General features: G+C 71.2%; 13 protein-coding genes. 2 read left to right on the top strand and 11 right to left on the bottom strand.

Annotated elements, in window-relative coordinates; all coding sequences use genetic code 11:
* Positions 1 to 13: 13 nt before the first annotated feature.
* Genes AC3WQY_RS17380 through mutL form a run of 7 tightly spaced genes read right to left on the bottom strand, consistent with a single transcriptional unit; the run spans position 14 to position 9,702 of the window.
* Complete coding sequence (locus AC3WQY_RS17380) at positions 14 to 1,111, bottom strand: lipocalin-like domain-containing protein (RefSeq protein ID WP_492709802.1); 1,098 nt, start codon at positions 1,109 to 1,111, stop codon at positions 14 to 16.
* Positions 1,111 to 3,657, bottom strand: a complete 2,547-nt coding sequence (locus AC3WQY_RS17375; protein WP_492709801.1) for an ABC transporter permease — start codon at positions 3,655 to 3,657, stop codon at positions 1,111 to 1,113. The genes AC3WQY_RS17380 and AC3WQY_RS17375 overlap by 1 nt, the downstream gene beginning before the upstream one ends.
* Positions 3,658 to 3,660: 3 nt before the next feature.
* Positions 3,661 to 4,293, bottom strand: coding sequence for an ABC transporter ATP-binding protein (locus tag AC3WQY_RS17370; RefSeq protein ID WP_492709800.1), 633 nt, complete (start codon positions 4,291 to 4,293; stop codon positions 3,661 to 3,663).
* A complete protein-coding gene (miaA, locus tag AC3WQY_RS17365) occupies positions 4,280 to 5,236 on the bottom strand; it encodes a tRNA (adenosine(37)-N6)-dimethylallyltransferase MiaA (RefSeq protein WP_492709799.1) in 957 nt (318 codons plus the stop codon). The genes AC3WQY_RS17370 and miaA overlap by 14 nt, the downstream gene beginning before the upstream one ends.
* A gap of 18 nt (positions 5,237 to 5,254) precedes the next feature.
* On the bottom strand, positions 5,255 to 6,481 hold the full coding sequence (locus AC3WQY_RS17360; RefSeq protein WP_492709798.1) for a Bcr/CflA family efflux MFS transporter: 1,227 nt from the start codon (positions 6,479 to 6,481) through the stop codon (positions 5,255 to 5,257).
* On the bottom strand, positions 6,481 to 7,758 hold the full coding sequence (locus AC3WQY_RS17355; protein ID WP_492709797.1) for a pseudouridine synthase: 1,278 nt from the start codon (positions 7,756 to 7,758) through the stop codon (positions 6,481 to 6,483). Before AC3WQY_RS17355 ends, AC3WQY_RS17360 begins: the two co-directional genes overlap by 1 nt.
* 45 nt (positions 7,759 to 7,803) lie before the next feature.
* On the bottom strand, positions 7,804 to 9,702 hold the full coding sequence (gene mutL / locus AC3WQY_RS17350) for a DNA mismatch repair endonuclease MutL (RefSeq protein ID WP_492709796.1): 1,899 nt from the start codon (positions 9,700 to 9,702) through the stop codon (positions 7,804 to 7,806).
* A 183-nt stretch (positions 9,703 to 9,885) separates the two neighbouring features.
* Between mutL and AC3WQY_RS17345 the strand changes: the two genes are divergently transcribed.
* Together AC3WQY_RS17345 and AC3WQY_RS17340 are read left to right on the top strand one after the other, a co-directional pair.
* On the top strand, positions 9,886 to 10,329 hold the full coding sequence (locus AC3WQY_RS17345; protein ID WP_492709795.1) for a low molecular weight protein-tyrosine-phosphatase: 444 nt from the start codon (positions 9,886 to 9,888) through the stop codon (positions 10,327 to 10,329).
* Between the two features lie 5 nt (positions 10,330 to 10,334).
* On the top strand, positions 10,335 to 11,780 hold the full coding sequence (locus tag AC3WQY_RS17340; RefSeq protein WP_492709794.1) for a diguanylate cyclase domain-containing protein: 1,446 nt from the start codon (positions 10,335 to 10,337) through the stop codon (positions 11,778 to 11,780).
* Between the two features lie 9 nt (positions 11,781 to 11,789).
* Here the strand turns inward: AC3WQY_RS17340 and AC3WQY_RS17335 are convergent, their stop codons facing one another.
* The 4 genes from AC3WQY_RS17335 to AC3WQY_RS17320 all read right to left on the bottom strand — a co-directional run bounded on the left by AC3WQY_RS17335 (position 11,790) and on the right by AC3WQY_RS17320 (position 18,234).
* Positions 11,790 to 14,903: an efflux RND transporter permease subunit gene (locus AC3WQY_RS17335; RefSeq protein ID WP_492709793.1), complete on the bottom strand. Its 3,114-nt coding sequence runs from the start codon at positions 14,901 to 14,903 to the stop codon at positions 11,790 to 11,792.
* Complete coding sequence (locus AC3WQY_RS17330) at positions 14,900 to 16,150, bottom strand: efflux RND transporter periplasmic adaptor subunit (protein WP_492709792.1); 1,251 nt, start codon at positions 16,148 to 16,150, stop codon at positions 14,900 to 14,902. The genes AC3WQY_RS17335 and AC3WQY_RS17330 overlap by 4 nt, the downstream gene beginning before the upstream one ends.
* Before the next feature lie 97 nt (positions 16,151 to 16,247).
* Positions 16,248 to 17,156: a pseudouridine-5'-phosphate glycosidase gene (locus AC3WQY_RS17325; RefSeq protein WP_492709791.1), complete on the bottom strand. Its 909-nt coding sequence runs from the start codon at positions 17,154 to 17,156 to the stop codon at positions 16,248 to 16,250.
* Complete coding sequence (locus AC3WQY_RS17320; RefSeq protein ID WP_492709790.1) at positions 17,149 to 18,234, bottom strand: carbohydrate kinase family protein; 1,086 nt, start codon at positions 18,232 to 18,234, stop codon at positions 17,149 to 17,151. The genes AC3WQY_RS17325 and AC3WQY_RS17320 overlap by 8 nt, the downstream gene beginning before the upstream one ends.
* Positions 18,235 to 18,343: the final 109 nt, after the last annotated feature.

Genomic DNA, 18,343 nt, shown 5'->3' with positions numbered 1-18,343 from the left:
TCATGGCAGGGCGTTAGGGCAGACTCATGCGACCGCTGTAGCCCGTCATCTCCAGATAGCCCAGGCCCAGTTCACGGCCCTGGGCATCGGCCAGGCGCGCCGCGCCCTCCCAGTAAAGCATGCCGGTGCTGCGGCGCGCGTCCACCTCCTGGGCGTCGAACAGCGCGCGCAGGCTCAGGCGGCCCAGCGGCGTCTGCAGGGTCCATTCCACCGGGTACTCGGCCTGCGAGACGGCGCTGCGCCAGCGCCGCCCGGGCTGGAAGCCGAGCTCCGCGGCAGGCAGCTCGCTGTGGCTGCCGTCGGCGCGCCGCCAGCTGCCGCCGGCCCAGAGCCGGCTGCCATCGGCGCGGCGCAGCTGGAACAGGGTCAGCGCGCCGCCGTCGTGCAGATTGATGCCCAGCCAATCCCAGCCCACCGCGGCGTCCGCGCCGCTGCCCAGCAGGGCATCGCTCCACTCATGGTCCAGCCAGGCGCGGCCGCTGACTTGCAACTCTCTGGCATCCAGCCGCAGGCGGCCGCTGGCCTGCAGCTGGGGCTCGGTGATGTAGTGGCTGAACTGGGTAGCACCGGGTCCCTTGCGTGACAGACCCTGTTCGCCCTGCAGCAGGGGCGGCCGGCTGGCGGCCAGCTGCAGGTCCAGCCCGAAGCCGGCCTGCGGGCTGTCCAGCCTTGCAACATAACTTGAAGAGCCAGTGCCCCTGTCCTGCTCGCGGCGCAGCTGCCAGGGCCCCAACCGCAGCGCGGTGTCGGCCTCGCCGGCGCTGGCATGCGCGAAACCCTGGCGCGCCAGGCGCTGGTCGTGGCGCAGGCGACCCGCCGCCAGTTCGCTCAATGCCGCATGGGCCAGCAGCAACTGGCGCGGTGCGAAGCTGCCGCTTTGGTTCTGCGCCTCGGCCCGCCGCACGCGGAAAAATGTGAGCTGGAAGCCATGGCTGGGCGGCCCGCCGCCCGCAGCGCCCAGCAGGCCGGTGAGGTACCACCATTCCACCGCCGTCTCGGGGTGGCTGCCATGGTCGCGGGGCAGACGCAGGGTGGCCGCTGCGGCAGGCCGCGGCAGCATGCCGGCCGTCGTCATCGCCATCAGCAGCATGCAGCTTCGGCGCCCCAGCATCACCAGTCCTCCTTGACCGATTGCAACGCATCCGGCCCGGCCGCCGCGCGCGCCGCCCACCAGGCAGTCAGGCCGCTGGCCAGCAGCACCGCGAACATCAGCAGACCCAGGCGCGCCAGCGGCACATGCATGTCCATGCTCCAGTGAAAGCTCTGCGGGTTCAGCACCCACACCAGCACCGCGCTGATCGCCAGCCCCAGCAGCAGGCCGGCGATGGCGCCGGCCGCACCGAACAGCAGGGCCTCGGCCACCACCATGCGCCGCAGCGCGCGGCGCTCGAAGCCCAGGTGCAGCAGCAGGCCGAACTCGCGCCGCCGCGCCAGCACCTGGGCCGAAAGGCTGGCGGCCACGCCGAACAGGCCCACGCCCAGGGCCACGGCCTGCAGCCAATAGGTGACGGCAAAGCTGCGGTCGAACAGCTGCAGCGAGAAGCGCCGCAGCTCGCCGGCCGCCGCCAGCTCGATGTCCTCGGGCCGCTCGGCCAGGGCGCGCAGGCGCTGCTGCAGCGCCTGCATGTCCGCGGCGCCCGGTGGCAGGTGCAGCATCAGATCGGTGACCGCGGTATCGGCGCTCCAGCGCTGGTAGTCGGCCAGCGCGATCAGAAGGGCCGGGCTCTGGCGGCTGTAGTCGCGCCAGACGCCGCGCACCTGCACCGCCAGCGCGGCTTGGCCGGCCAGCTCCAGCATCAGCGTGTCGCCCGGGCGCAGCCGCAGTTGGTCGCGCATCGCTTCGTTCACATAGATCGGAGGCAACTGGCTGCGCGGCGCCAGCGCGCCGGTGAGCGGCAGCCGGCCTTCGTCCGGCAACTCGCGCGCCAGCATCAGCACCGGCTGGCCGGCCACGCTGAGCTCGCGCGTGCGCTGCTGGGCGATGCGCTCGGCCAGGCCGCTGGCGCGCAGGCGCTGCACAAAGGCCGGCGGCAGCGGCAGCCCCTCCTGGCGCGCCGCCCTCAGGCCGTTGCGCACGAACAGATCGGCGGGCAGCATGTCGCGCAGCCAGTCGTCCAGCGAGGTGCGGAAGCTGCCCACCATCACCAGCATCGCCACCGAGAGGCTCAGCGCCACCAGCACGCCGGCCAGCATGCGCGTGGCCTCGCCCGCCTGGTCGTGCGCGCGTTCGCGTATCAGCAGGGCCAGCGCGCTGCGCCGGCGCGGCAGCAGGCGGCGCAAGCCATCCACCAGGGCCGGCACCGCCGCCAGACCGCCGAACAGCAGGCATAACATGGCGGCGTAGGCGCCCAGCGCCAGGCCGTGCAGCGGCGGCAACAGGCTCAGCAGCCCGCCCAGCAGCAGCAGGCCCGGGCCCAGCCAGCGCGGCAGCCGCGGATGGGTATCGGCCCCCAGGCCCTTGAGCACCTGGGCGGCCGGCAGCCGGCGCAGGCCCCAGACGGGCAGGGCGGCGGCGGCCAGGCTCACCAACAGGCCCAGGCTGCCCAGCGCCAGCAAGGGAACGAACGGCAATTGCAGCTGCGGCCTGGCCCCGCCCAACATGCCGCCCAGCATGCCGGCGCCCAGATCGCCGCCGAGCTGGCGCAGGCCCAGCGCCGCCAGGGCTATGCCCAGGGCCAGGCCCAGCAGGCTGCCCAGTAGCCCCAACAGCAGGGCCTCGCTGAGCACCAGACCGGCGCGCTCGCGCGCGCTCATGCCCAGCACGCCCAGCAGGGCGAGCTGGGGCAGGCGCTGCGCCACCGAGAGGGTGTGCACCGCGAACACCAGAAAGCCGCCGACGAACAGCGCCATCAGCGAGAGCACGCCCAGGTTGACGCGGTAGGCCTGGCTCAGCTGGGCCGCCTGCCCCTCGGCCGCCGCGGCGGTGCGCGCGCGCACCCCGGGCGGCAGGGCCAGGCCGGCGGCCACGGCCTGCGGGTCCAGCCCCGGCAGCAGGCGCATCGCGATGCGGTCGAGCTCGCCCGGCCGGCCCAGCAGGGCCTGGGCCACGGCGATGTCCAGCACCGCCAGCGGCGCGCCGGCGGTGGCGGTGCGGCCGGCCAGGCGCAGCGTGACGCTGCGCGCCTGACCCTGGACCTGCAGGCGCAGGCTTAGCTCGGCCGGCGATTTCGCACCAAGGTCCGCGCCGAGGCGCTGCAGCGCCGCGGGATTCAGGAACAGCTGGCCATCGGCGAGCAGATCGGGCCGTGCCTGGGTCGCGTGCTCGCCATCGAACAACGGCAGCAACTCGGGCTGCAGCTGGGCCAGCTGCAGCATGTCCACGCCCAGCAGGCGCAGGCTGAAGGGCTGGCCCTGCGCATCCAGCAGCTGGGCGCGGCCCTCCAGCATCGGCCCCAGCGCCAGCACGTCTTCGCGCTCGGCCAGGCGCGCGAACAAGGCCTCGTCGAGCGCGCCGGTGGCGGCCGACAGTTCCAGATCGGCCTGGCCGCTGAGCGCGCGCGCCGCGGCGTCGAATTCACGCAGGCCGGCGCTGTTGATCAGCTGCACCGCGGTTGCCAGCGCCACGCCCAGCGCGATCGCCAGCAGGGCCAGGGTCTGGCGCCCCCATTGCTGGCGCAGCGCGGGCCAGGAGAGTTGCAGCAGCCATGCGAGCGGCATGGCTCAGGCCAGCTGGATGCAGCGGTCGGCATGCGCCGCCGCGCGCTCGGAATGCGTCACCAGCAGGCAGGCCGAGCCCTGCTCGCGCACCTGGGCCAGCAGCAGCTGCAGCACCTGCTCGGCATGGCGCGGGTCGAGGTTGCCGGTGGGCTCGTCGGCCAGCACCAGGGCCGGGCGGTGCACCAGGGCGCGCGCGATCGCGACGCGCTGCAGCTGCCCGCCGGAGAGCTGGCGCGGCATGCGCGCGCCCAAGTCCCCCAGGCCCACCGCATCCAGCATCTGCTGCACGCGCACCGCATCGGGGCGGCGCTGCAGCAGCAGGGGCAGGCCCACGTTGTCGGCCACGCTCAGATGCGGCAGCACATGGAAGGCCTGGAACACGAAGCCCAGGCGCTCGCGGCGCAGCAGCGCCAGTTCCGCCTCGTCCATCAGGGTCAGGTCTTGCCCTTGCAGCAGCACCCGGCCGGCATCGGGCTTGTCCAGGCCGGCCAGGCAGTTCAAGAGGGTGGACTTGCCGCTGCCCGACTCGCCCAGCAGGGCCACCAGTTCGCCGGCCTGCAGCGTCAGGCTGATGTCGGCGAAGACGCGCGTCTCGCCGTAGGATTTGGCGAGGCCTTCGGCTTCAAGCAGGGCCATGGGCGCGCAGAATCTTTTGCAGGGCCACCAGCACCTGCAGCTCCAGCTGAGCGCTGTCGGCCGCGATCACCTGGCGCTGCGGCATCGAGCGCAGCCAGGTCAGCTGGCGCTTGGCGAGCTGGCGGGTGGCGGCGCTGCCCTGTTCGGCGAGCTGGCGAAACTCGTTCGCATCCAGCGCTTCCCAAGTCTGGCGATAGCCCACGCAGCGCATCGAGGGCAGATCCAGGCTCAGATCGCCGCGCGCGCGCAGGCGGCGCACCTCGTCGACCAGGCCGGCCTCCAGCATCTGCGCGAAACGCTGGTCCAGCCGGCGGTGCAGCCAGGCGCGGTCCTGCGGTTCCAGCGAGATCAGCGGCCAGTCGACGCCACTGCTGCGCTCCTGCTCGGCATAGAGCTGGGACATCGGCCGGCCAGCCAGATGCCAGACCTCCAGCGCGCGCTGGATGCGCTGCGCATCATTGGGCGCGAGGCGCGCGGCGGTGATCGGGTCAACCGTGGCCAGCTCGGCGTGCAGGGCGGGCCAGCCCTGCTCGGCGGCCTGGGCGTCCAGGCGCGCGCGCAGCGCCTCGTCGGCCTTCGGCAGCTCGGAGAGCCCGTCGAACAGGGCCTTGAAGTACAACATGGTGCCGCCCACCAGCAGGGGCAGCTTGCCGCGCGCCAGGATCTCGGCGGCCAGGGTCTTGGCACTGCGCGCGAACTCGGCGGCCGAGTAGGACTGGGTCGGCTCGATGATGTCGATCAGGTGGTGCGGCACCGCCGCCAGCTCGGCTGGCGTCGGCTTAGCCGTGCCGATGTCCATGCCGCGGTAGACCAGGGCCGAATCGACGCTGATGATCTCGATGGGCAGGTATTCGGCGGCCTTCAGCGCGCAGGCGGTCTTGCCGCTGCCGGTGGGGCCGGCCAGGCAGATCGGGCGGAACGAGAAATCTTGTTGCAGCGACATGGGGCAGAAGATGGATTGTCAGGCCAGCGCCGCGCCGCGCTGGCGCCGGCCCTCGGCCTGCACTAGGGTCCAGGCGCACAGCGCCGTCGCCAGGCCCAGGCTCATCATGGTGAGGGCCAGCGGGCGCACCGTGCCGTCCAGGCTGCGGCTCAGCCAGGCGCTCACCGCGAAGGCGCCCAGCGCGATCGCAAAGCCCGAGAGCGCCGCGGCGGCGCCGGCCTGCCTGGGGAAGGGCCCCACCGCGCCGGCCTGTCCGCAGGGCTGCAGCACGCCATGGCCCAGCATGATGAAGCCATGCGGCAGCATCAGGGCCAGCACCGAGGGCGGCCACAGCCAGGCGGCCGCGCCCATGCCCAGCGCGCCCAGGGCGGTGAAGATGGCGCCGCGCCGCACCGTCTGCGGCAGGCTGCCATGCGCCAACCAGCGCCGGCACAGCCAGGTGCCTCCCACATAGATGGCCGCGCCCAGGCTCACCAGGGCGCCGTAATGCATGCGGGAGAGGCCCAGCACCTCGATGAAGACAAAGGAGGAGCCGGCCAGAAAGGCGTAGAGCGTGGCATAGGCCAGGGTGGTGAGCAGGGCGTAGGCGCGAAAGCCCGGGTGCGCCAACACCAGCGCCCAGTTCGCCAGCCATTGGCGCGGGTTGAGTGCCTGGCGGTGCCGCGCCGGCAGGCTCTCGGGGATCTGCCAGGCGATCAGCGCCAGCGCGCCGGCGGCGAACAATCCGGTGGCCAGCAGCGCGGCGCGCCAGCCCAGGTAGAGCGCCAGCAGGCCGCCCAGGGTCGGGCTCAGCATCGCGATCAGGCCCAGGCCGCTGAGGGCGCGCGCCATCACGCGCGCACCTTCGCGCGGCTCGAACCAGTCGCGCAGCATGGCGCGGCCGCCCACCACCGCGGCGGCCAGGGCCAGGCCCTGCAGGCTGCGGCAGGCCACCAGCAGCCAGATGTCGGGCGCCAGCGCCGCGGCGAGCGCGGCCAGCACATACAGGGCCAGGCCACCCAGCAGGATGGGCCGGCGGCCGAAGCGGTCGGACAGCGGCCCGATCAGCAGCTGGCCCAGGCCGAAGCTGAGCATCAGCGCCGAGAGCGTTAGCTGCACCGCGCTCATCGGCGCGGCCAGCTCGCCGCGCAGCGCCGGCAGGGCGGGCAGGTAGAGATCGGTGGTGACGGGCTGCAGGCCCAGCAGCAAGGCCAGCGCCGCGACCTGCATCAGCAAGCGCGGGGCGGCGCCCTGGTCCATGGCCATCAGTCGAAACGCTCCCAGGGCGCCAGAAAGCGCCACTGGCCGGCCGGCAGATGGCCCAGATTGATGCGGCCGATGCGCACGCGCTTCAGCCCCACCACCTTCAGGCCCACCAACTCGCACATGCGGCGGATCTGGCGCTTGCGCCCCTCGCGCAGCACGAAGCGCAGCTGGTCTTCGTTGGCCCAGCTGACCTTGGCGGGCTTGAGCTGCACGCCGTCCAGCTCCAGACCATGGTTGAGCAGGGCCATGCGCTCGGGCGGCATCTGTTCCATCGCACGGCCGGGGCCCACCGGTTCGCCGTTCAGGCCCACGAACTCCACGCGCACCAGGTATTCCTTCTCGACATTGGAATCCTCGCCGATCAGCACCTTGGCGACGCGGCCGTCCTGCGTCAGCACCAGCAGGCCGGTGGAGTCGATGTCCAGGCGGCCGGCGGGCGCCAGGCCGCGCGTGTGGCCGATGTGGTACTTGATGCCCGAGGCATCGTCCGCCCACTGGGTGTTGCTGCGCACCAGCACCGAGGCGGGCTCGTAGCCGTCTTCGGCCTGGCCGGAGACATAGCCGATCGGCTTGTGCAGCAGGATGGTGACCTGCTTGGCCTGTTCCTTGTGGGCGCGCTGGTCGACCTCGATCTTGACCTCGGGGCCGACGCGCTGGCCCAGCACGGCCATCTTGCCGTCCACGCGCACCCAGCCGGCGGCGATCCATTCATCCGCCTCGCGGCGCGAGGCCATGCCCAGCTCGCTCATGCGCTTGGAAAGGCGCTCACCCTCGTCCGAGGGCATCTCGCGGTGCTCGGCGCGCTGGCGCGGCGCCGGGCGCTGGGGCTCGCCCCAACTCTCGCGCTGAGGCGGGTAGGAGGGGCGCGGGCCGCTGGCGCGGCGCTGGTCGCGGCGGGGTTCGGGCGCGGGGCCCTCGCCGCGCGCGCCGCGCGGATCTCGTTGATCCCGTTGCTGCGGGCCATCCTCGCGGCGGAAACTGCCGCCGCCGGCGGGGCGGGCATCGCGGCGCGCCTCGCCACGGGATTCTGTGCGGGGGCCAGGTCTTGCGTCCGAGCGCGGCTCGGCGCGGCCGCGCGGTGCGGCGGGCCTTCTTTCTTCCTCGCTGGCGCGGCGCTTCTCGAACTCCGCCTGGCGCTCCTGACGCTCCGCCTGGGCCTGCTCCAGGGTCTGGCGCGGGCGCGACACGCCCTTGCCGCGCAGCGGCGCTCGGCGTTCACCGTCGGGGCTGGGCTTGCTGCTGCTGTTGTTCTTTTTCTTGAGGGTCAGGGTGGCCATGGTGATGCTCGGCTGTTCAAGACCGTATTGGACCACGCCGTGCCATCAACGGCCGCGCAGAAACAGCGCGTCCAGCTCGCGCATGCTGAGCTGGCGCCAGGTCGGGCGGCCATGGTTGCACTGGTCGGCGCGTTCGGTGCGCTCCATATCGCGCAGCAGGGCGTTCATCTCGTCCAGGCTGAGCTGGCGATTCGCGCGCACCGCGCCATGGCAGGCCATCGTCGCCAGAATCTCGTGCTGGGCACGCTCGATGGCATGGCTGGCATCGAACTGGGCCAGCTCGGCCAGCACGCCGCGCACCAGCTCCACCACATCGCCGCCGGCCAGCGCGGCGGGCCGGGCGCGCACCGCCAGCACCTTGGCCGACAGGGGCGCCACGTCCAGGCCAAGCCGCATGAGCGTCTGGCCCTGCGCCTCGGCGGTGGCGATTTCGGCCGCGGTGGCGGCAAAGGTGACGGGGATCAGCAGCGGCTGCGACTCGATCGCGGCCTCGCCCAGGCTGGCCTTCAAGCGTTCGTAAACCACCCGCTCATGCGCCGCATGCATGTCCACGATCACCAGGCCCTGGGCGTTCTCGGCCAGCACATAGACGCCCTGGATCTGCGCGATGGCGCGGCCCAGCGGCCAGTCGCCGGCGGGCAGGGGGGCAGGCGCCGGGGTATCGACGCGCGGCTGTGGGGGCGCGCTGCCATACAGCGTGGCCACCTCGGCCAAGCCCAGCGAGGCCTGGGTATTGCTGCGCCAGCTGGGCGTCGCCCCGCTCAGGCTGCCATTGCCCACATAGCCCGGCGCGGCGCGCTCCTGGGCCGAGGCCGCGTTGAACCATGCGGGCGGATTGCCGGGCCCGGGCCGGCCGAGGCTCACGCTGCTGCTGTGCGCCGCCGACAGCACACCGGCGGCCTCGGGCGCGGGCTCGGCGGCGGCAGCCTCCTCGGCCGAGCGCGAGATCGCCAGCGCGCCCTGCACCGCGTAGCGCACGCGCTGGTGGATCTCGCGGCCATCGCGAAAGCGCACCTCGATCTTGGTGGGATGCACGTTCACGTCCACGCGGTCGGGCGCGATCTCGATGAAGAGCACATAGCTGGGCTGGCGGTTGCCATGCAGCACATCCTCGTAGGCCGAGCGGATGCCGTGGGCGATCAGCTTGTCGCGCACATAGCGGCCGTTCACATAGACGTACTGCATGTCCGAGCGGCTGCGCGCCGCCTCGGGCAGGCCGGCGCGGCCGAACACGCGCAAGGGGCCGGCCTCGGAGAACACCGCGCGGCTGGCCGCGAAGAACTCCTCGCCCAGCACATCCTTCAGGCGCTGCTCGGCGCCGGCGGCGCGCCACTGCTCCACCAGCTTGCCCTCGTGCCAGATCGCAAAGCCCACATCGGGCCTGGCCAGCGCATGGCGGCGCACCGCCTCCAGGCAATGGGCCAGCTCGGTGGCATCGGTCTTGAGGAATTTGCGGCGCGCCGGGGTGCTGAAGAAGAGCTCGCGCACCTCCACGCTGGTGCCGCGCGAGCGCGCCGCCGGGCTCAGCTCGCCCGAGCGCGCATCCAGCCGGTTGGCATGGGGCGCGCCCTCGCAGCGGGTGGCGATGGCCATCTCGGCCACCGAGGCAATCGCCGCCAGGGCCTCGCCGCGAAAGCCCATGGTGGCCACCGATTCCAGCTCTTCCAGGCTGCGGATCTTGCTGGTGGCATGGCGCTTGAGCGCCAGCGGCAGCTCGTCCACCGGAATGCCCAGGCCGTCGTCTTCCACCACGATGGCGCGCACGCCGCCCGCCATCAGCTTCACATTGATCTGGCTGGCGCCGGCGTCCAGCGCGTTGTCCACCAGCTCGCGCACCACCGAGGCGGGGCGCTCCACCACCTCACCGGCGGCGATCTGGCTGATCAGTTCATCGGGGAGTTCGCGGATCGCGCGGCGTTGTGTCGGTGGCGAAGACAGGTCCATGGCGCATTGTATGAAGCGGCCCGGCCCGCAGGGTGAGGCCCCCAAAGGCGCCCACTCGTTGTTGCCAACGCTTGTCGGGCGCACAGCACGACTGCGCGTCGGCGCCTAGATTGGACCCCTTTGGGGGCCTCACGCGGGTGCAAGCCATTGCTTCACAGCCTCTCAGCCTTATCATCGGCGCCCATGAGTTCCATCCTCCTCGTCTGCGTGGCCAATATCTGCCGCTCACCCATGGCCGAGGTGGTGTTCAGGGCGCGCGCCCCGCTGCTGGGCCTGGGGCGCATCGAATCGGCCGGCGTGCGGGCCTCGCCGCGCGGCAATCCGATGGACCCGCGCGCGCTCGCCGCGCTGGCGCAGCGCCAGTACAAGGCCGAGAAGAAATGGCGCTCGCGCCGTGTCGCGCCGGTGGACTTCGAGCGCTTCGACCAGATCCTGGCGATGGACCTGGAGGTGCTGGAGGTCTTGCGCGAGCAATGCCCGCCGCCGCTGCTGGCGCGCCTGGGCCTGTTTCTCGAGGACGGGGCCGAGGTGCCCGATCCCTATTACGGCAGCGCCAAGGGGTTTGAGCATGTGCTCAACCTGATCGAGGCGCGGGCTGAGCAGCTGGCCCGAGGCGTACCAGCCTAGCGCCCATGCTGATACGCACCAAGCTCGCCCTGCATCTCTCGCTCCAGGTGGTCTTGGTCGGCGCCATGATGGCGGCGCTGCTGCATCTGGCGATGTCCTACAAACACCTGGGCGAGGTGCAGGCGCGCCGCCTGGAGGCGCGCGAGCTGGCCGGCGAGATGCAGAAGTCCTCCGACGACCTGACGCTGATGGCGCGCCTGTTCGTGGTGACGCGCGAGCCCCGCTATGCCGAGTACTTCCGCGAGATCTCGCGCATGCGCGACGGCCTGGTGCCGCGCCCGCCGCATGATGACGGTTTCTACTGGGACATGGTGCTGGCCGAGCCGGGCCTGCGTCAGGCGCGCGGCCAGGGTCGCGAGAGCTCGCTGAGCGAGCGCATCCGCCAGGCCGGTTTCGCCGCCGACGAGCTGGCGCTGCTGGATGCCGCCAAGCGGCGCTCCGATGCGCTGCTGGCGGTGGAGGAGCAGGCCATCGGCATGGTGGACACGCGCGGCTCGGCGCAAAGCCTCAGCGACGAGGAATGGCGCCAGGCGCTGGAGCTGGTGCATGGCGCGGCCTACCGCCAGGCCAAGGCCGAGATCATGCGGCCGTTGCGTGAATTCCATCAGCTGCTGGAGCAGCGCCTGAGCGCGCAGCGCGAGGCCACCGAACAGCAGATCAGCTGGGCCATCTGGCTGGCCGCGGGCGTGGCCATGGTGCTGTTCCTGCATGCGCTGCTGCTGTTCTACAACTTCGACCGCTCGGTGCGGCATCCGCTCGAGGTGCTGCGGCGCTGGGCGCAGGCAGTGCGGGTGGGCCGGCATGGCAGCCGCACCAAGCTGCAGGACAGTTCCGAGTTTGGCGAGCTCTCGGCGGTGATCGACGAGATGGCCGAGTCGGTGGAGCGCAGCCTGGCCGAGCTGAAGGACGAGGTGGCCAAGCGCACGCGCGCCGAGGAGGTGGTGCGGCATCTGGCCAACCACGACGCGCTCACCGGCCTGCCCTCGCTGCGGCTGCTGCACGACCGCCTGGACCGCGCCCTCGCCCATGCCCAGCGGCACCAGCAGGGCCTGGCGCTGATGTTCGTCGACCTGAACGGCTTCAAGCCGGTGAACGACCGCTACGGCCATGAGAGCGGCGACGTGGTGCTGAAGGCGATGGCGCAGCGTCTCGCCGCCGGCCTGCGCGATGCCGACACGGTGGGCCGCGTGGGCGGCGACGAGTTCCTCATCATCCTGCCCGAGGTGGCCAGCCATGAGGCCGCGGCCCTGGTGCGCGAGAAGCTGGTGGCGGCGCTGGCCGCGCCGGTGTTCCTGGCCCAGCACCATGTGGCGGTGCATGTCAGCGCCGCCATGGGCATCGCCATCTTCCCCGACGACGCGCGCGACATGCAGGACCTGCTGCGCGCCGCCGATCAGGACATGTACAAGGTCAAGGCCGAGATGCAGAAGGCCCCGGCGAGCCCGGGCTAGTCAACTCGCCTAACTCGCCGCATGCTCGGTCATGCGCGTGGCCTTGACCTCGCGCATGTCCGGCCCCTTGCCGCTGTAGCGGTCCAGCGCCAGATAGATCACCGGCGTGATGTAGAGCGTCACCGCCTGCGAGACGATCAGGCCGCCCACCACCGCCAGGCCCAGGGGCTGGCGCAGCTCGGCGCCGGCGCCCAGGCCCAGCGCAATCGGCAGCGCGCCCATCAGCGCCGCCAGCGTGGTCATCATGATGGGGCGGAAGCGCAGGATGCAGGCCTCGCGGATGGCGGCCTGCGGGCTCATGCCGCCATTGCGCTGCGCGTCCAGCGCGAAGTCGATCATCATGATGGCGTTCTTCTTCACGATGCCGATCAGCATCACGATGCCGATGGTGGCAATCACCGTCAGCTCGACGTTGAAGAGCTGCAGCGTCAGCAGCGCGCCCACCGCCGCCGAGGGCAGGCCGGCCAGGATGGTGATGGGGTGGATATAGCTCTCGTAGAGCACGCCCAGCAGCACATAGATGACCGCCAGTGCCAGCGCGATCAGCAGCAGCTGGCCGCCCTGCGAGTCCTGGAACACCGCCGCATCGCCGCCATAGCTGGTGATCACGCTGGCCGGGAAGCGTAGCTCCTTCACATAGCCGTCCAGCCTGGCGGTGGCGTCGCCCAGCGGCACATCGGGCGCCAGGTTGAAGGACAGCGTGATCGCCTGCAGCTGGCCCTGGTGGTTGATGGCGGTGGGCCCGAGGCCGCGCCGCACCGTGGCAAAGGCGGTGAGCGGCACCTGGGCGTTGTTCTTGCCGCGCAGATAGATCTTGTTGAAGGCGTCCTCGCTGAGGCGGTCGCCCTCGCTGGCCTCCATGATCACCTGGTAGGTGTTGCTCTCGGCGTAGATGCTTGAGATCTGGCGCTCGCCGAAGGCGTCGTAGAGCGCGCTGCGCAGGTCCTGCATCTGCACGCCCAGCATGGCGGCGCGCTCGCGGTCGATGATGAGGTTGGCCTCCAGTCCGCGCAGCTGCGAGTCGCTGGTGACGTCGCGGAACAGCGCGTCGCCGCGCAGCTTTTCCTGCAGCTTGACCGCCCATTGGTTGAGCTCGCCCGCGGCCACCGACTGCAAGGTGTACTGGTAGCGGCTCTTGCTCTGGCGGCCGCCCAGCTGCAGGTTCTGCACCGGGCGCAGGTAGACGGCGATGCCGGGCAGGCCGCGCAGCTTCTTGCGCAGGCTCTCCAGCACCTGGGGCATGGGGGGGCGCTCGCCGCGCGGCTTCAGGTTGATGAACATGCGGCCGGTGTTGCTGGCGTTGCCGCCGCCGCCGCCCTGGCCCACCGCGGCCGCCACGCTGGCCACCGCGGGGTCGGACTTCACCAGCGCGGCCGCCTGCTCCTGCAGCACCGTCATGGCGTTGAAGCTGATGTCCTCGCTGGCCTCGGTGCTGGCCTGGATCTGGCCGATGTCTTCCTCGGGGAAGAAACCCTTGGGGATGGCGTTGTAGAACCAGACGGTGGCGGCAAAGCTGGCAAGCGCCAGGCCCAGGATCCAGGGCCGGTGCCGCAGCGCCCAGTCGAGGCTGCGCGTGTAGGCACCCAGCACCGCATGGAAGCCGGCCTCGAAGCTGCGCCCCAGTGCGTTTTCCTGCACATGGTGGTGCGGCTTGAGGAAACGGCTGCACAGCATCGGCACCAGGCTCAGCGAGACGCCGGCCGAGACCAGGATGGAGAGCGACACCACCACCGCGAACTCATGGAACAGCAGGCCGATCACCCCCGGCATGAAGAAGATCGGGATCAGCACCGCCACCAGCGAGATCGAGATCGACATGATGGTGAAGGCCATTTCGCGCGCGCCGCGTATCGCCGCGGCGAAGGGCTCCATGCCGTCCTCCACATGGCGCACGATGTTCTCCAGCATCACGATGGCATCGTCCACCACCAGGCCCACCGCCAGCGTGATGCCCAGCAGCGAGATGTTGTCGAGGCTGTAGCCCAGCGCGAACAGCAGGGTGAGGGCGCCGATCAGCGAGATCGGCAGCGACAGCGTGGGGATCAGCGTGGCGACGGCGCGGCGCAGGAAGATGAAGATCACCAGCACCACCAGGGCCACCGTCAGCGCGAGCGTGAAATTGACGTCGTGCAGCGACTCGCGGATCGAGCGCGAGCGGTCGTTCAGCGTGGTCATCTGCACCGAGGCGGGCAGCTGGCTGGCAAAGCGCGGCAGCATCGCCTTCACCGCGTCCACCACCTGCACCGTGTTGGCGTCGGGCTGGCGCTGCACCGCCAGCACGATGGAGCGCTCGCCGTTGAAGTTGCTGAAGGACTTGACGGTCTCGTAGCTGTCCTGCACCTCGGCCACGTCGCGCAGGTAGATGGGCGCGCCATTGCGCGAGGCCACCACGATGGTGCCGAATTCGCGCGCGCTCTTGAGCTGCTTGTTGGCCTGGATGGTGAGGGTCTGGCGCGAGCCGTCCAGCACGCCCACCGGGGTGTTCGCATTCGCGCCCTTGATGGCGGCCTGCAGCTCCTCCAGCGTGATGTTGCGCTGGTTCAGGTCCTCGGTGCGCACGCGGATGCGCACCGCATAGCGCTTCTGGCCGAAGATCGAGACCTGGGCCACGCCGTTGATGGTGGAGAGGCTGGGGGTGATGAGGTTCTCGGCAAAGTCGTTGAGGTCCGAGAGATTCATCGAGGGCGAGGTCAGCGCCACCAGCAGCACCGGCGCATCGGCCGGATTCACCTTGCGGTAGGAGGGCGGCGAGGTCATCTCGGCCGGCAGCGCGCGCAGCGAGCGGAACAGCGCCGCCTGCACGTCCAGCGCCGCGGCATCGATATTGCGCGAGGGGTCGAACTCGATCGTCAGCGAGGTCGAGCCGAGGATGTTGGTGGACGAGATCGTCGTCACGCCGGCGATGGTGGAGAACTGCTTCTCCAGCGGCAGCGCCACCGAGGACGACATGGTCTCGGGGCTGGCGCCTGGCAGGCTGGCCTGCACATTGATGACCGGCGTGTTGTAGGAGGGCAGGGCGGCCACCGGGATCTTGCCCCAGGCGGCCAGGCCGGCGATCACCAGCGCGATGTTCAGCAGCACGGTCATCACCGGCCGCCGGATGAACAATTCCGTGAGGTTCATTTGGCGGCTCCGGACGCGGCGTCGGAGGCCTTCTTGGCCGGGGCCGCGGGATTCACCGCCGCCGCCTGCTCCTTCACCGGCGTGCCCGGGCGCAGGTTCTGCTTGCCGTCCAGCACCACGGTGGCGCCGGCGGCAATGCCTTCCACCACCGCCAGCTCGCCGAAGGGGTAGCGCAGCTGTACCGGCTTGAGTTGCGCGGTCTTGTCGGCATCCACCACATAGACCGAGCGCTCGTTGCCGCGCAGGATGATGGCGGCCTGCGGGATCACCACCGCGTCCTTGATGCTGCGCAGCGTCATGCGGATGCGCACATACTGGCCGGGCCAGAGCGTCTCACCGGCGTTCTCGAAGTCGGCGCGCACCTTGATCGTGCCGGTGCTGGCGTCGACCAGGTTGTCCACGAAGCTGACGCGGCCCAGCACCTTGGCCTCGGGCGCGCCGCTGCGCGCCGCACCGGGCATCAGCACCTGGGCTTCCAGGGCCGCCGTCTCGCCCTTGCCCTGGCGGGTGGCGGCCAGCAGCGGCGCGAGCTGGGTCTCGGGCACGTTGAAGCTCACGCCGATGGGGTTGATCTGCGCAATGCTCACCAGCGGCACGGCGGCCGCGCTGGCCTGCACCAGGCTGCCCGCCACCACGCTGACGATGCCGGCGCGGCCGGACAGCGGCGCGCGCACCTCGTTGTAGCTGAGCGCCACCTGGGCCGACTGCAGCGCGGCCTCGTCGGCCTGCAGCTGGGCGCGCTGGCCTTCCAGATTGGCCAGCGCGGTATCCACCGCGTTCTGCGCCACGAAGTTCTGCGCCAGCAGCTCGCGCGCGCGCTGGTACTGGCGCTCCAGGTCGGCCATGCTGGCGCGGCTGCGCGCCGCCTGGGCACGCGCCTTCTCGAGGTTGGCGCGGTCGGCGCGGTCGTCGAAGCGGAACAGCAGCGCGCCCTTGCGCACCGTCTGGCCGTCCTTCACCAGCACCTCGCGCACGGTGCTGGTGGTCTGGGCGCGCAGGTCCACATTGCTGAGCGCGGTGACCGTGCCGCTGGCCTCCAGGGTCACGGGCACGTCCTGGCGCAGGGCCTTCACCACCCCCACGGCCTGCGGGGCGGCGCCCTTGCCGGCGCCGGTCGCCGCGGAAGCCGCCGGCGTGGCCGTGCCGTCCTTCGCCCCCCCGCCCGCCTGCTGTTGTTTCCACCACCAGCCGCCGGCGGCGATGGCTAGGACAAGGGCGGTGAGGGCGATGGACTTGCTGCTGCGCATGCTGGTGTCGGGCTCGGCTGAAGGGGCCGCTCAGCTTAGCCGGTTCCACCGCCGGCGGTGTTTCGCTTCGGTGAACGGGCGCAGCGCCGTGCGCACTTCATACTTGCAGCGCACGCGCCAGCCGCGCCCCCGCCACCGCGTTGTGCTTCACCAGGGCGATATTGGTGGCCAGGCTGCGCCCCTCGGTGAGGGCCTTGATGCGCGCGAGCAGAAAGGGCGTGACGGCCTTGCCGGCGATGCCCTGGGCGGCCGCCTCCTGCAGGGCCTGCGCGGTGATGGCGTCGATCTCGGCGCGCGGCATGGCCTCGGCCGCCGGCACCGGATTGCTGATCACCACGCCACCGCTCAGGCCGAGCGCCCACTTGGTCTTCAGAAAGCCCGCCTGCTCGGCCGGGCTGTCGAGGCGGAAGTCCGCCTTGAAGCCGCTGTCGGGCGTGTAGAAGGCGGCGAAATTGTCCTGGCCGATGGACAGCACCGGCACGCCGTGGGTTTCCAGGTACTCGAGCGTCAGGCCGATGTCCAGAATGCTCTTGGCACCGGCGCACACCACCGCCACCGAGCTGCGCGCCAGCTCCTGCAGATCGGCCGAGATGTCGAAACTGGTCTCGGCGCCGCGGTGCACGCCGCCGATGCCGCCGGTCACGAACACCCGGATCTCGGCCAGCGCGGCGCAGATCATGGTGGCGGCCACGGTGGTGGCGCCGATCTTGCCGCTCGCGATCACATAGGGCAGGTCGCGCCGGCTCACCTTCATGGCCTCGGGCGACTGGCCCAGCAGCTCCAGCTCGGCGTCGGCGAGGCCGATGCGGATCTTGCCGTCCAGGATCGCGATGGTGGCCGGCACCGCGCCCTCGGCGCGTATCAGGGCCTCCACCTCGCGCGCGGTCTGCACGTTCTGCGGGTAGGGCATGCCATGCGAAATGATGGTGGACTCCAGCGCCACGATGGGCAGGCCGGTGCGGCGGGCAGCGGCCACTTCGGCCGAGAACTCGAGGTATTCATGCATGGGATAGAAACTCCGGCGTCAGGTCGGGGTGGACGGTATGTTCGGTCTGCAGGGTCAGGGCGGCGAGCCTGAGGCCCAGGCGGCAGGCCGCCGCCAGGTCTTCGGGGGCGTGGTGCAGGGCGGCGCAGACACCGGCGGCAAAGGCGTCGCCGGCACCGGTGACGTCGGCCACCGGCACGGCCGCGGCCGCCATGGTCTGCAGGTCGCCGCCTTGCTCGGCCAGGCGCAAGCCGGCGGCGCCATCGGTCACCACCAGGCGCTGCAGGCCGCGCGCGCGCAGCTGTTCGAGGGCGCGCTGCCAGGCGCGCTCGCTGCCCAGGCGCAGGCCGCTGAGGGTCTGCAATTCGTCGCGGTTCAGGATCAGCAGGTCCAGGCCCTGCAGATCCTCGGGCAGGCGCTCCATCTTGGGCTGGGAGACCGCCACCGCGCTGAGGCGCTGGCCGCTGGCGCGCGCCTCCTCGATCAGCAACTGCACGCTGGCGGCCGGCAGGTTCAGGTCCAGCACCAGGCTGCCGGCCTGGGCGCGCTGGGCCGCGCACAGGCGCAGGAAGTCGGGCGTGATGCGCTCGACCAGCTCCATATGCGCGAGCGCCAGCACCAGCTCACCGGACAGATCCAGCACCGCCGTGTAGCTGCCGGTGTGGGCGTCGGCGGCCTGCAGGCTGCCGCCGGTCTGTGCACCCAGCTGCTGCAGCTGGCCCAGCAGGCCGCGCCCGGCCGGGTCGTCGCCCACGGCGGTGAGCAGATGCACCGGCAGGCCCAGCCGCGCCAGGTTCTCGGCCACATTGCGCGCCACCCCGCCCGGGGTCTCGCGCATGGCCGCCGGGTTGGAGGTGCGCATCTGCAGCGGCGCCAGGCTGCGCAGCTTGCGGTCCACATTGCTGCCGCCTATACACACGATGGGGCGCGCCTGAGGCAGCACATAGGCGCGCCCGAGGATGCGGCGCTCCCGCGTGAGGGCCGCGATATGCCCGGCCACCGCCGAGCGCGACAGCCCCAGCTGCTGAGCCAGATCCTGCTGGCTCACATAGGGATTGGCGCGCAGCAGCGCGTAAAGCTGTTCTTTCTTGCTGTCCATTGCGGCATTCTAAAACAATTGTCCGTCTTAAAGGACAAGTGTCCTTGTCGCCTTCTCAGGGGCAGCCAAGCCGGCCGGATCGGACTAGAGTCAATAGCTCGGGGAGCTT

The organism is Roseateles sp. FW301-B2, from assembly GCF_058788955.1.
The sequence above is the reverse complement of the archived record's forward strand: the minus strand, read 5'-3'. Positions and strand labels throughout refer to the sequence as shown.

Bases quoted from the DNA above. Each gene is read 5' to 3' on its own strand.
- AC3WQY_RS17380 (WP_492709802.1), bottom strand. From the start codon at position 1,111: ATGCTGGGGCGCCGAAGCTGCATGCTGCTGATGGCGATGACGACGGCC.
- AC3WQY_RS17375 (WP_492709801.1), bottom strand. From the start codon at position 3,657: ATGCCGCTCGCATGGCTGCTGCAACTCTCCTGGCCCGCGCTGCGCCAG.
- AC3WQY_RS17370 (WP_492709800.1), bottom strand. From the start codon at position 4,293: ATGGCCCTGCTTGAAGCCGAAGGCCTCGCCAAATCCTACGGCGAGACG.
- miaA (WP_492709799.1), bottom strand. From the start codon at position 5,236: ATGTCGCTGCAACAAGATTTCTCGTTCCGCCCGATCTGCCTGGCCGGC.
- AC3WQY_RS17360 (WP_492709798.1), bottom strand. From the start codon at position 6,481: ATGGCCATGGACCAGGGCGCCGCCCCGCGCTTGCTGATGCAGGTCGCG.
- AC3WQY_RS17355 (WP_492709797.1), bottom strand. From the start codon at position 7,758: ATGGCCACCCTGACCCTCAAGAAAAAGAACAACAGCAGCAGCAAGCCC.
- mutL (WP_492709796.1), bottom strand. From the start codon at position 9,702: ATGGACCTGTCTTCGCCACCGACACAACGCCGCGCGATCCGCGAACTC.
- AC3WQY_RS17345 (WP_492709795.1), top strand. From the start codon at position 9,886: ATGAGTTCCATCCTCCTCGTCTGCGTGGCCAATATCTGCCGCTCACCC.
- AC3WQY_RS17340 (WP_492709794.1), top strand. From the start codon at position 10,335: ATGCTGATACGCACCAAGCTCGCCCTGCATCTCTCGCTCCAGGTGGTC.
- AC3WQY_RS17335 (WP_492709793.1), bottom strand. From the start codon at position 14,903: ATGAACCTCACGGAATTGTTCATCCGGCGGCCGGTGATGACCGTGCTG.
- AC3WQY_RS17330 (WP_492709792.1), bottom strand. From the start codon at position 16,150: ATGCGCAGCAGCAAGTCCATCGCCCTCACCGCCCTTGTCCTAGCCATC.
- AC3WQY_RS17325 (WP_492709791.1), bottom strand. From the start codon at position 17,156: ATGCATGAATACCTCGAGTTCTCGGCCGAAGTGGCCGCTGCCCGCCGC.
- AC3WQY_RS17320 (WP_492709790.1), bottom strand. From the start codon at position 18,234: ATGGACAGCAAGAAAGAACAGCTTTACGCGCTGCTGCGCGCCAATCCC.